Genomic DNA, 17922 nt, shown 5'->3' on the forward strand with positions numbered 1-17922 from the left:
AGACAGATGAATACACAGCAATTGGCAAAACTGCGTTCTATTGTGCCCGAGATGCGTCGCGTCCGGCACATCCACTTTGTCGGCATCGGTGGTGCTGGCATGGGCGGTATTGCCGAGGTGTTGGCGAACGAAGGTTATCATATTAGCGGTTCCGATTTGGCACCCAACCCGGTCACGCAGCATCTGGCGTCGCTGGGGGCAACGATCTACTTCAACCATCGTCCGGAAAATGTGACCGATGCGAGCGTGGTGGTGGTTTCCACCGCCGTGGCGCAGGACAACCCGGAGCTGGTTGCGGCGCGTGAACAGCGTATTCCGGTGATTCGCCGCGCAGAGATGCTGGCTGAACTGATGCGCTTCCGTCACGGCATTGCGATTGCCGGTACGCACGGTAAAACCACCACCACAGCGATGGTGGCGAGCATCTATGCCGAAGGCGGTCTGGACCCAACCTTCGTCAACGGTGGCCTGGTGAAAGCCGCCGGGACCCATGCGCGTCTGGGCAGCAGCCGTTATCTGATTGCCGAAGCGGACGAGAGCGATGCGTCTTTCCTGCATCTGCAACCGATGGTGGCGATTGTCACCAACATTGAAGCGGATCATATGGACACCTATCAGGGCGATTTCGAGAACCTGAAGCAGACGTTCATTAACTTCCTGCATAACCTGCCGTTCTATGGCCGTGCGGTGATGTGTGTTGATGACGTGGTTATCCGTGACCTGATTCCGCGCGTCGGGCGTCAGATCACCACTTACGGTTTTAGCGACGATGCGGATGTGCGCATTGAAAATTACGAGCAGCGGGGTGCGCAGGGGCATTTCACCCTGATCCGCCACGACAAGCCGGTACTGCATGTCACGCTGAACGCACCGGGTCGCCATAACGCGCTGAACGCAGCAGCGGCGGTGGCGGTAGCCAGCGAAGAAGGTATCGACGACAACGCTATTCTGGCCGCACTGGAGAGTTTCCAGGGCACCGGTCGCCGCTTTGACGTGCTGGGTGAGTTTGATACCGCACCTGTCAACGGTAAGCCAGGCAGCGCCATGCTGGTTGATGATTACGGTCACCATCCGACAGAAGTGGATGTGACCATTAAAGCGGCACGCGCTGGCTGGCCAGAGAAAAAGCTGGTGATGGTGTTCCAGCCGCACCGCTACACGCGCACGCGCGATTTGTTTGATGATTTCGCCAACGTGCTGTCGCAGGTGGACGTGTTGCTGATGCTGGATGTGTATCCGGCAGGTGAAACGGCCATCCCGGGAGCGGATAGTCGCTCGCTGTGCCGCGCGATTCGCGGCCGCGGCAAAGTGGACCCGATTCTGGTTTCAGAACACGATGCGCTGCCAGAAGCACTGGCACCGCTGCTGACCGGCAACGATCTGGTGATTGTGCAGGGTGCTGGCAACATTGGCAAAATCGCCCGCAAGCTGGCGGATATCCGTTTGCAACCCACGGTGAAAGCGGAGGTGCGCAATGGCTGAGAAGGTCGCGGTATTGTTAGGCGGCACGTCGGCGGAGCGTGATGTTTCGCTGATGTCGGGTAACGCGGTGCTGGCCGGGCTGCGTGAAATGGGCATTGACGCACATCCGGTTGATACGCGTGATGTTTCGGTGCTCAACCTGAAGCAACAGGGATTTGATAAAGCCTTTATCGCGCTGCATGGCCGTGGCGGTGAAGACGGTACGTTGCAGGCGGTGCTGGAATTCCAGCAGATGCCGTATACCGGCAGCGGCGTGATGGCCTCGGCGATCACCATGGATAAACTGCGCAGCAAATTGCTGTGGCAGGGCAGGGGATTGCCGGCGGGTAAATTTGTCTGGCTGACGCGTCAGCAGCAGGACAACGGTTTAGATGCACAGACGCAGGCGGCGATTGACGCGCTGGGCTTGCCGTTATTCGTTAAGCCGAGCTGCGAAGGTTCCAGCGTCGGTATCAGCCGGGTGAATACCCTTGATGCGCTGCCTGCGGCGCTGGAAGAAGCTTTTCGTCACGACGATGACGTGCTGGTTGAGGCCTTTCTGAGTGGCGCGGAATACACCGTCGGTATCCTCGGCGAGCAGATTCTGCCTTCCATCAGAATTCAGAGCGCCAGTGAGTTCTATGACTATGAAGCAAAATATATTTCTGACGATACTGAATACTTCTGCCCGAGCGGTTTGAGTGCCGAACGGGAAGCAGAATTGCAGGCGCTGGTGGTCGCAGCCTGGCGTGCTCTGGGATGCAGCGGCTGGGGACGTGTCGATGTCATGGTGGACGGTGATGACAACTTCCAGCTGCTGGAAGTGAATACCTCGCCGGGCATGACCAGCCATAGCCTGGTGCCGATGGCAGCGAAGCAGGCGGGACTGAGCTTCCCGCAGCTGGTTGCACGTATTCTGGAGCTGGCCGACTGATATGTCACAGGCGGCGCTGAACGTACGCAACCGCGAACCCCAGGAGCGCACGCGCACCGGGCGTAGCAACGGTGCCCGACTTTTCGGCATCGTGTTCCTGCTGATTGTGCTGGGCATTATGGTGGCCGGTGGGCTGGTGGTGCTGAAGTGGATGAATGATGCTTCCCGCCTGCCATTATCGAAACTGGTGGTGACCGGTGAAACGCATTACACCACGCACGATGACATTCGCCAGGCGATTTTGTCACTCGGCGCACCGGGCACGTTTATGTCGCAGAACGTCGACATTATCCAGCAGCAAATTGAACGTTTGCCGTGGATTAAACAGGTCAGCGTGCGTAAGCAGTGGCCTGATGAGCTGAAGATTAACCTGGTGGAGTATGTTCCGGTGGCACGCTGGAATGACCTGCATATGGTGGACGCCGATGGTGTCTCCTTCAGCATCCCGGCCAGTCACATTGGCAAAGAAAACATGCCGATGCTGTACGGGCCAGAAGGCAGTGAAAAAGAGGTGCTGGCCGGTTATCACACCATGAGCGATGTGCTGAAGGCCAGCAAGTTTACCCTGAAGGTCGCGTCGATGACGGCGCGGCGCTCGTGGCAGCTGGTGACCAGTGACGATGTCCGCATCGAACTGGGACGCAGCGATACCATGAAGCGTCTGAACCGTTTTATTGAGCTCTATCCGGAACTGCAACAGCAGGCCCAGAGCGGTAATAAGCGCATCAGTTATGTCGATTTGCGCTATGACTCGGGTGCCGCCGTAGGATGGGCACCGGCACCGTTAGAGCCACAGGAAGTCAATCAGCAACAGAACCAGGCACAGGCTAAACAACAATGATCAAGGCAACGGACAGAAAACTGGTAGTAGGACTCGAAATCGGCACCGCGAAGGTCGCCGCCCTGGTTGGGGAAATTCTGCCCGATGGTATGGTCAACATTATTGGGGTGGGCAGCTGCCCGTCTCGCGGTATGGATAAAGGTGGCGTGAATGACCTTGAATCGGTGGTGAAATGCGTGCAGCGCGCCATCGATCAGGCTGAACTGATGGCAGATTGCCAGATTTCATCCGTCTACCTTGCTTTATCGGGCAAACATATCAGTTGTCAGAACGAAATCGGGATGGTTCCGATTTCCGAAGAGGAAGTGACTCAGGATGATGTAGAGAACGTCGTGCATACCGCGAAATCGGTCCGCGTGCGTGACGAGCATCGTATCCTGCATGTCATTCCTCAGGAATATGCCATCGATTATCAGGAAGGCATCAAAAACCCGGTTGGCTTGTCCGGCGTGCGTATGCAGGCGAAGGTTCATCTGATCACCTGCCACAACGATATGGCGAAAAATATCGTCAAGGCGGTGGAACGATGTGGCCTGAAAGTGGACCAACTGATTTTTGCCGGGCTGGCGTCCAGCTTCTCAGTACTGACTGAAGATGAACGTGAGCTGGGAGTCTGTGTTGTTGACATCGGTGGCGGTACAATGGATATCGCGGTCTACACCGGCGGCGCGCTGCGTCACACCAAAGTGATCCCTTATGCCGGGAACGTGGTGACCAGCGATATAGCCTATGCCTTCGGTACGCCGCCGACGGATGCCGAAGCGATTAAAGTGCGCCACGGCTGTGCGCTGGGGTCCATCGTCGGTAAAGACGAGAATGTGGAAGTCCCGAGCGTAGGTGGACGTCCACCGCGCAGCCTGCAACGTCAGACGCTGGCGGAAGTGATTGAGCCGCGTTACACCGAATTGCTGAATCTGGTGAATGACGAGATTCTGCAACTGCAAGAACAACTGCGCCAGCAAGGCGTGAAGCACCATCTGGCGGCCGGTATTGTGCTGACCGGTGGCGCGGCGCAGATTGAAGGCCTGGCGGCCTGCGCCCAGCGTGTTTTCCACACGCAGGTGCGTATTGGTCAGCCACTGAACATCACTGGCCTGACGGATTATGCGCAGGAGCCGTACTACTCAACCGCAGTTGGTCTGCTGCATTACGGCAAAGAGTCACATATGAACGGTGATGCTGAAACGGAAAAACGTGCTTCAGTGGGCAATTGGTTTAAACGCATCAACAGCTGGCTGAAGAAAGAGTTTTAATTTTTGTAAAAGGGGATCATGCTGGCAGTTTTTATGATCTCCAGGCGACAGGCACATAACGGAGAGAAATCATGTTTGAACCTATGGAATTAACCAATGACGCGGTGATTAAAGTCATCGGCGTCGGCGGTGGCGGTGGCAACGCCGTAGAACACATGGTACGCGAGCGTATCGAAGGTGTGGAATTCTTCGCTGTAAACACCGACGCCCAGGCGTTGCGTAAAACAGCGGTCGGCCAGACGATCCAGATCGGGACGAATATCACCAAAGGTCTGGGTGCGGGTGCTAACCCGGAAGTCGGTCGTACCTCAGCGGAAGAAGATCGCGAAGCACTGCGTTCTGCGCTGGATGGGGCAGACATGGTGTTTATTGCCGCGGGTATGGGTGGCGGCACCGGTACCGGTGCGGCACCGGTGGTGGCAGAAGTTGCCAAAGATTTGGGTATCCTGACGGTTGCGGTGGTGACGAAGCCATTCAACTTCGAAGGCAAAAAGCGTATGGCTTTTGCCGAGCAGGGTATCGCTGAACTGTCGAAGCATGTCGATTCACTGATCACCATTCCGAACGACAAGCTGCTGAAAGTGCTGGGTCGTGGCATCTCTCTGCTGGATGCATTTGGTGCAGCCAACGACGTGCTGAAAGGCGCGGTGCAGGGTATCGCTGAACTGATTACCCGTCCGGGTCTGATGAACGTTGACTTCGCCGACGTGCGTACCGTGATGTCTGAAATGGGTTACGCCATGATGGGTTCTGGCGTGGCTTGTGGTGAAGACCGTGCCGAAGAAGCGGCAGAAATGGCGATCTCCAGCCCGCTGCTGGAAGATATCGACCTGTCTGGCGCGCGTGGTGTGCTGGTTAACATCACGGCGGGCTTCGATCTGCGTCTCGACGAGTTCGAAACCGTGGGTAACACCATCCGTGCTTTCGCTTCGGACAACGCGACTGTGGTTATCGGTACTTCTCTGGATCCAGAGATGAACGACGAACTGCGCGTGACCGTGGTGGCGACCGGTATCGGTATGGACAAACGTCCGGAAATTACCCTGGTAACCAACAAGCAGAGCAGCCAGCCAGTGATGGATCATCGTTACCAGCAGCATGGTATGGCACCGCTGCCGCAGGAGCAAAAACCTGCTGCGAAAGTGGTCAACGATCCCGCCGCGGCATCTGGCAAAGAACCTGACTATCTGGATATTCCGGCGTTTCTGCGTAAGCAGGCCGACTAAGAATAACCCGAGAATTGGGTTTCTCCGCTCTTTGTGCTAAAGTGTTCGCCCGCTGGTAATTTATACTGGCGGTCGGATGGGTAATATTGCGAGATAATGCGATGATCAAACAAAGGACACTAAAACGTATTGTTCAGGCGACTGGCGTCGGTTTACATACCGGCAAAAAAGTCACACTGACCTTACGCCCTGCGTCGGCTAATACCGGGGTCATCTATCGTCGCACTGACTTGAATCCACCGGTTGATTTCCCGGCTGATGCAAAATACGTGCGCGACACCATGCTGAGTACTTGTCTGGTGAATGATGAAGGCGTGCGTATTTCGACCGTTGAACACCTGAACGCCGCCCTGGCCGGTCTGGGTATCGATAACATTGTTGTTGAAGTCGATGCACCAGAAATCCCGATCATGGACGGCAGTGCTGCACCTTTTATCTATTTGCTGATGGATGCGGGTATCCACGAGCTGAACAGCGCGAAGAAATTTGTGCGTGTTAAGCAAACGGTGCGCGTTGAAGATGGCGACAAGTGGGCTGAGATCAAACCTTACAATGGTTTCTCACTCGACTTCACCATCGATTTTAAACATCCGGCAATTGATTCCAGCTCGCAGCGCTATCAGCTCAACTTCTCGGCCGAGGCGTTTGTGCGCCAGATCAGTCGTGCGCGTACTTTCGGCTTTATGCGTGAAATCGAATATCTGCAGTCTAAAGGCCTGTGCCTGGGCGGTAGTTTAGATTGTGCGATTGGTCTTGACGATTTCCGCGTACTGAACGAAGAAGGTCTGCGCTTTGAGGATGAGTTCGTTCGTCACAAAATGCTGGACGCTATCGGCGACCTGTTTATGTGTGGTCACAACGTTATTGGCGCGTTTTCTGCCTTTAAATCTGGCCACGCACTGAACAACAAACTGCTGCAGGCGGTACTGGCGAAACAGGAAGCCTGGGAATGGGCGACCTTCGAAGACGAAGCTGAACTGCCGCTGGCATTCAAAGCACCCAATCTGGTCCTGGCGTAAGTCAGGCACAAAACGGCGGGTTTCCCTGACACTCTCTCCGGTCAGTGGTGCCTGCCGTTTTTTATTGTCTCCTGCCATTTCTGTTCAAAGACACGCTCCCCACTGCCAACACTGGCTAAACGCTGTACAAAAAAGCGTGAAATCACCCCGCAGCCGTTTAATCACTGGTGTGGAAGCCACACATAAATGCTATTATCAGGCGCTTGTATTGGCAGGGCACCGCCGTTAAACACGGTGGATAAACTACTTACTGAAGTTTTGTGGACGGGTTGTGATCGGGATTTTTTCACGCTGGCGACAATTTGGCAGACGCTACTTCTGGCCGCATCTCCTGTTGGGGATGGTTGCAGCCAGCTTTGGCTTGCCCGCGTGTGCTCAGACTTCTGAACCTGCCTCCGCGGATACCCCCGTCAGCAGCCTGTTTACTGGCAATGTCGTTCGTTTTGACCATTTAATTCGCTTGCAGGAAACTGCGCGACGTCCGAACTTCAATGTCGATTACTGGCATCAACACGCTATTCGTACCGTTATCCGCCATCTTTCGTTCAGCATGACGCCTCCGACGCAGGTGGAGAACGGTAACGCAGCACCGCTGGCGGCACAAAAGCTGGCGTTGATCGATTCATTACAGGCATTGCTGACCTCACCGGCAATGCCGCCGATTGCTGCTGAACCACAACGTGCAGTTGTTGTTGCAGAACCTCAATTTAATACCCCCGCTTTCTGGTTGTCTGCCATTCACGGCATTCGCGCCGGACCTTCATTGCTCAACTGCTAACGTTTTTTCCACACACTGTTTAGATTTCGCAGCCCGTGAAGTCACGGCTGAATTGAGAATATATTTATCATGTTAATCAAATTGTTAACTAAAGTTTTTGGTAGCAGCAATGATCGTACTCTGCGTCGTATGCGCAAAGTTGTGGATGTCATCAACAAGATGGAGCCGGATTTTGAAAAGCTCTCTGATGATGAACTGAAAGCCAAAACCGGTTTATTCCGTGAGCGCCTGGAAAAAGGCGAAGTGCTGGAAAGCCTGATCCCGGAAGCCTTTGCAACGGTACGTGAAGCCAGTAAGCGTGTATTTGGTATGCGTCACTTTGACGTGCAGTTGATTGGTGGCATGGTGCTGAATGAGCGCTGCATCGCCGAGATGCGTACCGGTGAAGGTAAAACCCTGACCGCAACCCTGCCCGCTTACCTCAATGCGCTGAGTGGCAAAGGTGTTCACGTCGTAACAGTCAACGACTACCTCGCCCAGCGTGACGCCGAAAATAACCGTCCGCTGTTTGAATTCCTTGGCCTGACGGTGGGTATCAACCTGCCGGGTATGCCCTCCATCGCCAAACGTGCCGCTTACGCTGCCGATATCACCTACGGCACCAACAACGAATACGGTTTCGACTACCTGCGCGATAACATGGCGTTCAGCCCGGAAGAGCGTGTACAGCGTAAACTGCACTACGCGCTGGTGGATGAAGTGGACTCCATCCTCATCGATGAAGCGCGTACGCCGCTGATAATTTCTGGTCCGGCGGAAGACAGTTCTGACCTGTATATCAAAGTTAATAAAATCATCCCGCACCTGGTTCGTCAGGAAAAAGAAGACTCCGATACCTTCCAGGGTGAAGGTGATTTCTGGGTGGATGAAAAAGGCCGTCAGGCACATATGACCGAGCGCGGTCTGGTGAAAGTCGAGGAACTGCTGGTCAGCCAGAGCATTATGGATGAAGGTGAATCACTGTATTCACCGAGCAACATCATGCTGATGCATCACGTGACTGCGGCACTGCGCGCTCACGCGCTGTTCACCCGCGACGTTGATTACATCGTTAAAGATGGTGAAGTGGTCATCGTTGATGAGCACACCGGCCGTACCATGCAGGGACGTCGCTGGTCTGATGGTTTGCATCAGGCGGTTGAAGCGAAAGAAGGCGTAGAAATCCAGAACGAGAACCAAACGCTGGCGTCTATCACCTTCCAGAACTATTTCCGTATCTATGAAAAACTGGCCGGTATGACCGGTACTGCTGATACCGAAGCCTTTGAATTTAGCTCGATTTATAAGCTCGATACCATCGTCGTGCCGACTAACCGCCCGATGGTACGTAAAGATATGGCTGATCTGGTCTACATGACCGAGAAAGAGAAGATTGATGCCATCATCGAAGATATCCGCGCCTGTACTGCCAACGGGCAGCCGGTGCTGGTGGGTACCATCTCCATCGAAAAATCAGAAGTGGTGTCTAACGAGCTGACGCGTGCGGGGATCAAGCACAGCGTACTGAACGCCAAATTCCACGCCCGTGAAGCGGATATCGTGGCACAGGCGGGTCAGCCTGGTGCGGTAACTATCGCGACTAACATGGCCGGCCGTGGTACTGACATTATGCTGGGCGGTAACTGGCATGCTGAAGTGGCAGAGCTGGAAGCGCCGACTGAAGCCCAGATTGAAGACATTAAAAACGCCTGGCAGCTGCGTCATGAAGCGGTGCTGGCTGCCGGTGGTCTGCATATTATCGGTACTGAGCGCCATGAATCGCGTCGTATCGATAACCAGCTGCGTGGTCGTGCAGGCCGTCAGGGTGACGCCGGTTCATCGCGTTTCTACCTGTCGATGGAAGATGCGCTGATGCGTATTTTCGCCTCGGATCGTGTTTCTAACATGATGCGTAAGCTGGGTATGAAACCGGGTGAAGCGATTGAGCATCCGTGGGTAACCAAAGCGATTGCCAATGCGCAGCGTAAAGTGGAAAGCCGCAACTTCGATATTCGTAAGCAGCTGCTGGAATATGATGATGTTGCCAACGATCAGCGTCGTGCCATTTATAGCCAGCGTAACGAACTGCTGGATGTGTCTGACGTGTCAGAAACCATCAACAGCATCCGGGAAGATGTGTTCAAAGCCACTATCGACACCTATATCCCGCCGCAGTCGCTGGAAGAAATGTGGGATGTACCGGGGCTGGAAGAACGTCTGCGCACCGATTTCGACCTTGATCTGCCGATTGCTGAATGGCTGGATAAAGAGCCGGATCTGCATGAAGAGACGCTGCGCGAGCGCATCATGAAGCACGCAACAGAAAGCTACGCTGCCAAAGAAGAAGTGGTGGGCGTAGAAATGATGCGTAACTTTGAGAAAGGTGTGATGCTGCAAACGCTGGATTCCTTGTGGAAAGAGCATCTGGCGGCGATGGATTATCTGCGTCAGGGTATCCACCTGCGTGGTTATGCGCAGAAGGATCCGAAGCAGGAATACAAACGTGAATCTTTTGCCATGTTTGCTGCCATGCTGGAATCATTGAAATATGAGGTGATCAGCACCCTGAGCAAAGTTCAGGTGCGTATGCCGGAAGAAGTGGAAGCGATGGAGCAACAACGTCGCGAAGACGCTGAGCGTCTGGCACAGCAGCAGCAACTCAGCCATGTGGATGATGAAACCGCCGCAGCCGCCGCGCTGGCAGCACAGGGTGGTGAACGCAAGGTCGGTCGTAACGATCCATGCCCATGTGGTTCAGGTAAAAAATATAAGCAGTGTCACGGCCGCCTGGCCTGATAAGAACAAAGGAGCCGTCAGGCTCCTTCAGACCGTTAAACTGTAGCGGCGCGATTTATCGCGCATTTCTGTGCGTGTTGGCAGAAAAAAACGCGCGATAAATCGCGCCGCTACAAACATGGCGCTTCATTCATCTTTAGCGGAACTCAGTTTATGAAACACCTGCAAGTTGCGGTGGGCATCATTCGCAATGCCAGCCATCAGATCTTCCTTGCTCAGCGTGCGGCAAGCTCCTACATGGCCAATAAATGGGAGTTTCCTGGTGGGAAAATCGAACAAGGCGAAACCGCTGAACAGGCGCTGAAGCGTGAGTTAATGGAAGAAACCGGTATTGAGGTGACGGCGGCCCAGGCGATTGGTCAGGCCGATCACAGCTATGAAGATCTGCGCGTGACGCTGCATTTCTTTCTGGTCGAAGGCTGGCAAGGTGAGCCGTGGGGCAAAGAAGGGCAGCCGCAACGCTGGGTGGAACAGAAAGCGCTGGTTGCCGATGAATTTCCGCCAGCTAACCATGCGCTGATTGCGCGTCTGGTCGCGGGCGAAATCTGACATCAGGGGCACAGGCCCCTGATGGTTACTGCTGCTCTTCACTCCAGTCATCGCTGTCCGTGAGGTCGCCGCTGCTGGGGATGCGTTTTTCTTCCGCCGCCCACTCACCTAAATCAATCAGCTGGCAGCGTTTGCTGCAAAACGGACGCCACGGACTCAGCTCATCCCACATCACGTCTTTACCGCAATTGGGACAAGACACAATAATCATTTCTTCCTGCATAACATCCTCTAACAACAGGCCAGTTCAAAATTAAGTCGCGCAGGCACGTCACCACGCTCACTGTCCAGCGGCAGGAAACGAATGGCATAACGGCTCTTGTGGCCGGAGACCTGCGGGTAAAGCGCGTCTTCCAGCGTCAGTTGCAGTCGTAACAAATCAGCGCCTTCGGCATTATCCTGATAAAAACCGTTCAGGCTGGTTTGATTACGGAAAACACCCGACTGACGAATGAGATCGAGGATCATCACCAGGCTGTGACGCAGCGGATTCAGCGACTCGATCCAGGCATTTACCTGTGTGTCGCGTACTGATTGTTCGAGGTGCAACCAGATATGCAATCCGGGGATGTCAAAGCTGCAGCAACCGCCGGGAATGCTCAGACGCTGACGCACCAGCCCAACCAGGCGATCTTCGCGTAATTGCTGGCCCATACGTGGTGCCTGCATCAACTCGGACGATTGCTGTTTTAACTGCTTGCTGAGGGAGTCAACCCGCTGCAAATCGACGCCGGGGACATCGAGCCAGGCACGCAATTTTTGCTGCTGCCGCTCCAGTTCTTTCAGCAATTCCGTGCGCATATCGCCACGTTCGAAGATATCCAGCAAATCACCAATGATGCGGAAAACACCCAGAGCCGAAACAGAGCTGGTGACGGGAATCGTGTCGTGCAATTGGTTAAGCAAAAATTCAACGCGCAGCCAGGTGCGCATCTTCTCATTCAGGGGATGTTCAAATAGAACGACTGTACTCATGATGTTAATCCTGTCCTGCTGCTGCCAGTCGCAAATAGCGCTGGTGAAGTTCAGCAACACGCGGCAGCGCGTCATCAGGCGTGCCACTATTATCAATGATGTCATCCGCGCAGGCCAGGCGCTGCTGTCGGCTGGCCTGTGCGGCAAGAATATTTTTGGCCTGTGCGAGAGAAATTCCATCGCGCTGTTGAGTGCGCTGCAATTGGATTGCTTCATCCACATCCACCACCAGAACGCGATCGGCCTGATGCTGCAAGCCATTTTCCACCAGCAACGGCACCACCCACAGCACATAAGGCGAGGTGGCAAGTTGCTTTAACTGCTGAGTGCGCGCATTAATCAGCGGATGCAGCAGTTGGTTCAGCCAGTTCTTTTCCTGTGGCTGCTGAAAAATAATCTCGCGCAGACGCGCGCGATAAAGGGTGCCTTCCGCAGTCAGAATTGATTCGCCATGGCGTTGGGCAATGGCCTGCAATGCCGGTGTACCTGGCTCAACCACTTCTCTGGCAATGGCGTCGGCGTCAACAATATCAACGCCCAGCGCCGCAAAGGCATTGGCAATGGTAGATTTGCCACTACCAATACCACCCGTTAGCGCAACGGTAAAAGGCATAACGTTATCCCGAAGTTCGCACTGTCATGCCACCACAACCTGCGTATCACTAAAAGCAAGATGAGAGCACGATCACAATCGATTTTCTCAGCTAAATTTAACGGATTGTAGCTTAAATAAAGTGAAATTCGCAGTCTTGTCGCGGAACGAATGGCGCGTATGATAACGACACTGGAGCCGTGAGCGCTACCCGAACTGCGGTTCGATGCCACTAACCAGGACACTTGTTATGCGTATTGAAGAAGATTTAAAACTGGGCTTTAAAGACGTACTCATCCGCCCTAAACGCTCCACCCTGAAAAGCCGTTCCGAAGTCGAGCTGGAACGTACCTATACTTTCAAACATTCTGGTCTGAGCTGGACAGGCGTACCGGTGATTGCCGCCAATATGGATACGGTGGGCACGTTCACCATGGCAGAAGCACTGGCCGGTTTTGGCGTGCTGACTGCCGTTCATAAACATTACAGCGTTGAAGACTGGCAGGCATTTATCCAGCGTGTTCCGGCCTCAGTCCTTGAGCATGTCATGGTTTCCTCCGGGACTTCAGAAGCAGATTTCCGCAAATTAACTGCCGTGCTGGCTCTGTCCCCGCAACTGAATTTTATCTGCATTGATGTTGCCAATGGCTATTCCGAGCACTTTGTCGCCTTTCTGCAACGCGTCCGCGAAAGCTTTCCTGGTAAAACCATCTGCGCAGGCAATGTGGTGACCGGTGAAATGGTGGAGGAGTTGATTCTTTCCGGCGCAGATATCGTGAAAGTAGGTATCGGCCCGGGGTCTGTCTGTACCACCCGCGTTAAAACCGGTGTGGGCTATCCGCAGCTTTCGGCGGTGATTGAGTGTGCAGATGCCGCTCATGGCCTGGGTGGGCAGATCGTCAGTGACGGAGGCTGCGCCGTGCCGGGTGATATCGCAAAAGCGTTTGGCGGCGGCGCGGATTTCGTCATGCTCGGCGGTATGCTGGCGGCGCATGATGAATGTGAAGGCACCCTCGTGGAGGAACACGGCGAGCAATTTATGCTGTTTTATGGCATGAGTTCAGAGTCGGCCATGAAGCGCCATGTGGGCGGCGTGGCACAATATCGGGCGGCAGAAGGGAAGACGGTGCGTTTACCGCTGCGTGGTCCGGTTGAAGAAACGATTAAAGATATTCTTGGTGGCCTGCGTTCAGCCTGTACCTATGTTGGCGCGGAAAGACTCAAAGAGCTGACCAAGCGCACCACCTTTATCCGTGTTGCTGAACAGGAAAACCGGGTGTTTACCCGCTGATGCCGTGAAACGGGTGCATGCCATGTGCACCCGTTAGCGTATTGCATCACCCAGCCCGAACACCGGCAAATACATGGCAATCACCAGAGTGCCAACGATGCCACCAATCACCACCATCATCATCGGTTCCAGCGCAGACGCCAGTGATTCGGCACGCGTTAATGTTTGTCCCTCGTGCCATTCCGCCAGCCGCGACAGCATCACATCCAGGGCACCGGCTTGCTCACCCACTTTTATGAGCTGGGCGCACAATGGCGTAAATAACTGATGTTGTTGCAGAGCCTGATGCAATGGTGCGCCACCGGCAATATGTTGTTGTAAGTCGGTGATGGCTTCCCGCCAAAGTCGTGACGCCAGCGTCACTTCTACCGCCTGTAAACTTTGCAGCAAGGTTAAACCTGCCTGCTGCGTCAATTGCAAAATGGCATAGATCTGGCTGAGCTGGCTGCCGCGCCACAGTGGTGCAAGCAGCGGCAATCGCAGCAACCCGCGATGTATACGACGTTGCCAGTCCACCGATCGTCGATAAATGTGGCGGGTAATAACCGAAAGTGAGACACCGGTTGCCAGCAGGGGTAACGCTGCCTGTTGTAGCAGGGCGGACAGCGCCATCACACCAGCGGTGAGCGCAGGCAGTGGTGCATCGAAGCTGGCGTAAACCGCGACAAACTCCGGCAACACAAACAACAGCATTCCGGCACTCACGGCAACCGCGACCAGCAAAATGAAGAGCGGATAGCGCAGTGCTTTCACCACTTTTTGCCGCAAATGTTGTTGTCCGGTTTGCTGCTGCGCCAGCTGGCGACAACATTCATCCAGTTGCCCGGTAAGTTCACCCACCTGCATCAGTGCGGGAAACAACGGTGGAAATATTTGCGGCCAGTCGTGCAGCGCCTGAGAAAAGGGGACCCCGGTAATGACCCGTTGCTGCAGGCCTTTAAGCAATATGCGCCAGCCAGCATGCGGATGGCCTTCAGCCAGCAGTGTCAGGCTCTCAGCAAGAGGCAGTCCTGCCCTGAGTAAGGTTGCTAACTGGCGTATCAGATCGATTTTTTGCTGCCATTTCCAGTCGCGGGTCCGCCAGCATTTGCCCCGTTGCCAACTCACAGCCAGCATGCCGCGATCGGCAAGGTGCTGTAATAGCGCATCCTGATCGTTAATTAACGACTCGCCGCTTTGCAGCACTCCCGTGCTGTCCAGCGCCTGCCAGCGAAAATGGTAGAGATTAGTCATTACCTAACCCAATGACACGCTGCATCTCTTCCAGTGAGGTGTCTCCGCGGCTAACCGCCTCCAGTCCGGCGCTGACTAATGTTTTCATTCCCTGCTGATTCGCCAGTGACAGCAGATGCTCCAGCGGCATATCGGCAGAAATCGCGTTTTGTAATTTAGCGGTCATCGGCAGCAGTTCGAAAAGTGCCAGCCGACCGTAATAGCCCGAAAAGCAATGGTCACAACCTGGTGCCCGCCAGGTTTGCAGGGTTCCCGGCCATAATCCGACAGGTAAATGCGCTATCGCCTGCCCGGGTTGTCGGCAATGTGTACATAGCCGCCTCACCAGACGCTGTGCAACGATCAGCTGCAATGCCGGGCCGAGCAGATAGCCGGGAATTCCCATTTGCCGCAATCGTGTCAGTGTTTCAGCTGTGGAGTTGGTATGCAGGGTGGAAAGCACCAGATGGCCCGTTTGTGCAGCTTTAACGGCAATCCCGGCTGTTTCGGCATCGCGAATTTCGCCCACCATGATGACATCGGGATCCTGACGCAGCAGCGCACGCAGCACCAGATTAAAATCCAGCCCACTGCGAGGCTGAATCTGCGTCTGGTTGATACCTTCCAGCGGGATCTCCAGCGGATCTTCTACGCTGCAGACGTTTTTTTCCGGCACATTGAGTGCACTCAATCCACTGTAGAGGGTGAAGGTCTTGCCGCTGCCGGTTGGGCCGGTAACCAGAATTAATCCCTGTGGCTTCGCCAGGGCGTTGCTGAACTGACGCAGTTGCATCGCTGGCATGCCAAGTTTATCCAGTGCAATGGCGCTGTTTTCGCTCTGCATCAGACGCACTACCGCTTTCTCGCCGTGACTCACGGGCAGGGTGGAGAGGCGGAAGGCGGCGGTTTTGCCTTCAATATCGAGTGTAAACTGCCCATCCTGAGGCAGGCGACGTTCCGCAATATCCAGGCCGCCAAGAATCTTCAGGCGGGCCAGCACCGCAGCGGGTTGCACATCGGGCAACTGCGTCAGTTTGTGCAGAACCCCATCGATGCGCAGCCGAATACGTAGCGCCTGGCGCTGCGGCTCGAAATGGACATCAGATGCCCGCCGCTGTATGGCTTGTTGCAGGATGTGCTCAACGGCGTTGATTGCCGATTCAGCCGAAACCTGCTCACGGGGCTTATCAGTGTTTCCCGGTTCATGCAACAGTTGCTCAATCCGCGCGGCAGGCCAGCATTCCACTTCAACTTTGCACTGGCTGGCAAACTGTAGCGCTTCCAGCAGGGCGGGGTCAGGTGTTCCCGCGACAGCCACGCGCAGCAGCGTGGTGTCATGATGCAGAATGATGGCGTGGTGGCGCTTGCACAGCGCCCTGAGCATGGCATCACATTTCTCCATTGCGTCCACCTTTGTCAGCAAAACGGAACTGTTCGAGGCAGTTTTCACGCAGGCTGTTGTTATCGCTGGTGCAGCTGCGTTGCCAGTCAAGCGTGCCATCAGTGGTATTCCAGATGGGTTGCATTTCTACCGTTAAACCAGAAAGGCTTTCCTGACCGGTCAGCGTGATGACGCCATTGATGACAGTAAGTGTTGCGACATAGCGAGAACCTTTGGCCGCAGGAATGCCGCGATCGCCTGCCTGGCACTGTGCCGGGCCGCCTCGCTCAATGGCACAAAGTTCGACTGCCGTCTTAAAGGGCACCATGGTCTGCAACATATCCGTCAGTGCGGCACGCTGCAGGTAGTTTTGATAAGCCGGTACACCGATTGCGCTGAGGATGGCGACGATGCCAATCACAATCATTAATTCGATAAGGGTAAAACCGCGTTGTCGTTCCATAAGCTGGCTCCTTGTTGTCGAGCCGCTACGGTAGAAAAGGGTTGAGCTAAGCGGAAGAGGGCAGAGTGGCACGGCTGGAAGCCGTGCGCAGAATAGATTCAGGTTTGCAAAGCAACGAACAGCAAACTGGAAGCGGCCACACAAATATTCTGTGAACCGCCTCCGCGAGAAAACGATCAGGCATCGCGAAAGCGCATCGAGAGATCGAGGGCGCGCACATGCTTGGTTAAGGCACCCACTGAGACATAATCCACACCTGTCTGCGCAATTTGCGGCAGCGTGCTTTCCGTGACGTTACCGGAGACTTCCAGCAACGCCTGTTTTTGCGTCAGCGTCACGGCCTCTCGCATCATCTCCATGCTGAAGTTGTCGAGCATGATGATATCCGCGCCCGCATTCAGCGCATCCTGCAACTCACTCAGGGTTTCCACTTCGACTTCCACCGGCACATCAGGCTGTAACCACAATGCTTTTTCCACTGCCTGGCGTACCGAGCCACTGGCAATGATGTGATTTTCTTTAATCAAAAAAGCATCAGACAGGCCAAGGCGATGATTGCTGCCGCCGCCGCACAGCACCGCGTATTTCAGCGCGGTACGCAGGCCAGGCAGTGTTTTGCGGGTATCCAGTAGCTGGGTGTTGCTGCCTGCCAGCAATGCCACATAGCGGCTGACTTCCGTGGCGACGCCTGAGAGCGTCTGCACAAAATTCAGTGCGGTACGTTCCGCCGTTAATAGCAGGCGCGCCGGGCCATGCAGTTCAAATAACAGCTGGTCAGCCACTAAAGCCTGTCCATCTTCAACGTGCCAGGTGAGGGTAACTTTATTGCCTAACTGAATGAATACTTCTTCCACCCAGCGTTTACCACAGAAAACACCCGCTTCACGGGTAATGATCTGTGCGTCGGCCTGTTTTTCTGCGGGCAGCAAGAGCGCGGTAATATCGCGGTCAGCATCCACTTCGCCACCTAAATCTTCCTGAAGCGCGCGGGCAACGGCTTCGGGGATGTCATGCTCAATACGCTCAATCAATTCCTGACGGCGACGAACCGGATCGTAACGACGCGATGCCATACTCTTTCTGCTCCAGATGACGAGATAGTAAGCGCACACCTTAGCCCGATTTTAGCGGCATTGCCAGTTCATTGGCCTAAAATGTTTAGTATCCTTAAC

Annotated in this window: 17 protein-coding genes; 10 read left to right on the top strand and 7 right to left on the bottom strand. The window is 54.7% G+C overall.

The window, feature by feature from the left end:
• Positions 1-6: 6 nt before the first annotated feature.
• From murC to mutT, 9 genes are all read left to right on the top strand, one after another.
• Entirely contained in the window at positions 7-1482 is a 1476-nt protein-coding gene (gene murC, locus CUN67_RS03310; RefSeq protein WP_208713994.1) for a UDP-N-acetylmuramate--L-alanine ligase, read from the top strand.
• Positions 1475-2395 (top strand): D-alanine--D-alanine ligase, encoded by a 921-nt coding sequence (locus tag CUN67_RS03315; protein ID WP_208713995.1) that lies wholly within the window; start codon positions 1475-1477, stop codon positions 2393-2395. The genes murC and CUN67_RS03315 overlap by 8 nt, the downstream gene beginning before the upstream one ends.
• 1 nt (position 2396) lies before the next feature.
• Positions 2397-3236, top strand: a complete 840-nt coding sequence (gene ftsQ / locus CUN67_RS03320; RefSeq protein WP_208713996.1) for a cell division protein FtsQ — start codon at positions 2397-2399, stop codon at positions 3234-3236.
• Positions 3233-4489 carry a cell division protein FtsA gene (ftsA, locus tag CUN67_RS03325; RefSeq protein WP_013507861.1) on the top strand — a complete coding sequence of 419 codons (1257 nt, stop codon included), beginning with the start codon at positions 3233-3235 and terminating at the stop codon, positions 4487-4489. The genes ftsQ and ftsA overlap by 4 nt, the downstream gene beginning before the upstream one ends.
• Positions 4490-4560: 71 nt before the next feature.
• Complete coding sequence (gene ftsZ, locus CUN67_RS03330) at positions 4561-5715, top strand: cell division protein FtsZ (RefSeq protein ID WP_084872689.1); 1155 nt, start codon at positions 4561-4563, stop codon at positions 5713-5715.
• 101 nt (positions 5716-5816) lie between these two features.
• Positions 5817-6734, top strand: a complete 918-nt coding sequence (gene lpxC, locus CUN67_RS03335; RefSeq protein ID WP_084872691.1) for a UDP-3-O-acyl-N-acetylglucosamine deacetylase — start codon at positions 5817-5819, stop codon at positions 6732-6734.
• Between the two features lie 271 nt (positions 6735-7005).
• Entirely contained in the window at positions 7006-7512 is a 507-nt protein-coding gene (gene secM / locus CUN67_RS03340) for a secA translation cis-regulator SecM (RefSeq protein WP_208713997.1), read from the top strand.
• Positions 7513-7581: 69 nt separating this feature from the next.
• Positions 7582-10287: a preprotein translocase subunit SecA gene (secA, locus tag CUN67_RS03345; RefSeq protein WP_208713998.1), complete on the top strand. Its 2706-nt coding sequence runs from the start codon at positions 7582-7584 to the stop codon at positions 10285-10287.
• A gap of 153 nt (positions 10288-10440) precedes the next feature.
• Entirely contained in the window at positions 10441-10836 is a 396-nt protein-coding gene (gene mutT, locus CUN67_RS03350; RefSeq protein WP_208713999.1) for an 8-oxo-dGTP diphosphatase MutT, read from the top strand.
• A gap of 25 nt (positions 10837-10861) precedes the next feature.
• On the opposite strand, the gene yacG is transcribed toward mutT, so the two are convergent.
• Genes yacG through coaE form a run of 3 tightly spaced genes read right to left on the bottom strand, consistent with a single transcriptional unit; the run spans position 10862 to position 12424 of the window.
• Complete coding sequence (yacG, locus tag CUN67_RS03355; protein ID WP_084872703.1) at positions 10862-11059, bottom strand: DNA gyrase inhibitor YacG; 198 nt, start codon at positions 11057-11059, stop codon at positions 10862-10864.
• Between the two features lie 8 nt (positions 11060-11067).
• On the bottom strand, positions 11068-11811 hold the full coding sequence (gene zapD / locus CUN67_RS03360; RefSeq protein WP_208714000.1) for a cell division protein ZapD: 744 nt from the start codon (positions 11809-11811) through the stop codon (positions 11068-11070).
• Positions 11812-11815: 4 nt separating this feature from the next.
• Positions 11816-12424 carry a dephospho-CoA kinase gene (coaE, locus tag CUN67_RS03365; protein ID WP_208714001.1) on the bottom strand — a complete coding sequence of 203 codons (609 nt, stop codon included), beginning with the start codon at positions 12422-12424 and terminating at the stop codon, positions 11816-11818.
• A gap of 229 nt (positions 12425-12653) precedes the next feature.
• Here coaE and CUN67_RS03370 point away from each other — a divergent pair, with 229 nt between their 5' ends.
• A complete protein-coding gene (locus tag CUN67_RS03370; RefSeq protein WP_208714002.1) occupies positions 12654-13694 on the top strand; it encodes a GMP reductase in 1041 nt (346 codons plus the stop codon).
• A 33-nt stretch (positions 13695-13727) separates the two neighbouring features.
• Here CUN67_RS03370 and hofC read toward each other — a convergent pair whose 3' ends face one another.
• From hofC to nadC, 4 genes are all read right to left on the bottom strand, one after another.
• Positions 13728-14927, bottom strand: coding sequence for a protein transport protein HofC (gene hofC / locus CUN67_RS03375; RefSeq protein WP_208714003.1), 1200 nt, complete (start codon positions 14925-14927; stop codon positions 13728-13730).
• Positions 14920-16308, bottom strand: a complete 1389-nt coding sequence (gspE, locus tag CUN67_RS03380; protein WP_208714004.1) for a type II secretion system protein GspE — start codon at positions 16306-16308, stop codon at positions 14920-14922. The genes hofC and gspE overlap by 8 nt, the downstream gene beginning before the upstream one ends.
• Positions 16295-16750, bottom strand: a complete 456-nt coding sequence (gene ppdD, locus CUN67_RS03385; protein WP_208714005.1) for a prepilin peptidase-dependent pilin — start codon at positions 16748-16750, stop codon at positions 16295-16297. The genes gspE and ppdD overlap by 14 nt, the downstream gene beginning before the upstream one ends.
• A 176-nt stretch (positions 16751-16926) precedes the next feature.
• Positions 16927-17823 carry a carboxylating nicotinate-nucleotide diphosphorylase gene (nadC, locus tag CUN67_RS03390; protein WP_208714006.1) on the bottom strand — a complete coding sequence of 299 codons (897 nt, stop codon included), beginning with the start codon at positions 17821-17823 and terminating at the stop codon, positions 16927-16929.
• Positions 17824-17922: the final 99 nt, after the last annotated feature.

The organism is Pantoea cypripedii (genome assembly GCF_011395035.1).
GTDB classification, from domain to species: Bacteria; Pseudomonadota; Gammaproteobacteria; order Enterobacterales; family Enterobacteriaceae; genus Pantoea; species Pantoea cypripedii_A.

Excerpts from the sequence above, each read along its gene's own strand:
- CUN67_RS03315 (WP_208713995.1), top strand. The coding sequence starts at position 1,475 with ATGGCTGAGAAGGTCGCGGTATTGTTAGGCGGCACGTCGGCGGAGCGT.
- yacG (WP_084872703.1), bottom strand. The coding sequence starts at position 11,059 with ATGCAGGAAGAAATGATTATTGTGTCTTGTCCCAATTGCGGTAAAGAC.
- nadC (WP_208714006.1), bottom strand. The coding sequence starts at position 17,823 with ATGGCATCGCGTCGTTACGATCCGGTTCGTCGCCGTCAGGAATTGATT.
- ppdD (WP_208714005.1), bottom strand. The coding sequence starts at position 16,750 with ATGGAACGACAACGCGGTTTTACCCTTATCGAATTAATGATTGTGATT.
- secA (WP_208713998.1), top strand. The coding sequence starts at position 7,582 with ATGTTAATCAAATTGTTAACTAAAGTTTTTGGTAGCAGCAATGATCGT.
- gspE (WP_208714004.1), bottom strand. The coding sequence starts at position 16,308 with ATGGAGAAATGTGATGCCATGCTCAGGGCGCTGTGCAAGCGCCACCAC.
- ftsQ (WP_208713996.1), top strand. The coding sequence starts at position 2,397 with ATGTCACAGGCGGCGCTGAACGTACGCAACCGCGAACCCCAGGAGCGC.
- zapD (WP_208714000.1), bottom strand. The coding sequence starts at position 11,811 with ATGAGTACAGTCGTTCTATTTGAACATCCCCTGAATGAGAAGATGCGC.
- mutT (WP_208713999.1), top strand. The coding sequence starts at position 10,441 with ATGAAACACCTGCAAGTTGCGGTGGGCATCATTCGCAATGCCAGCCAT.
- coaE (WP_208714001.1), bottom strand. The coding sequence starts at position 12,424 with ATGCCTTTTACCGTTGCGCTAACGGGTGGTATTGGTAGTGGCAAATCT.
- hofC (WP_208714003.1), bottom strand. The coding sequence starts at position 14,927 with ATGACTAATCTCTACCATTTTCGCTGGCAGGCGCTGGACAGCACGGGA.
- ftsZ (WP_084872689.1), top strand. The coding sequence starts at position 4,561 with ATGTTTGAACCTATGGAATTAACCAATGACGCGGTGATTAAAGTCATC.
- CUN67_RS03370 (WP_208714002.1), top strand. The coding sequence starts at position 12,654 with ATGCGTATTGAAGAAGATTTAAAACTGGGCTTTAAAGACGTACTCATC.
- ftsA (WP_013507861.1), top strand. The coding sequence starts at position 3,233 with ATGATCAAGGCAACGGACAGAAAACTGGTAGTAGGACTCGAAATCGGC.
- lpxC (WP_084872691.1), top strand. The coding sequence starts at position 5,817 with ATGATCAAACAAAGGACACTAAAACGTATTGTTCAGGCGACTGGCGTC.
- murC (WP_208713994.1), top strand. The coding sequence starts at position 7 with ATGAATACACAGCAATTGGCAAAACTGCGTTCTATTGTGCCCGAGATG.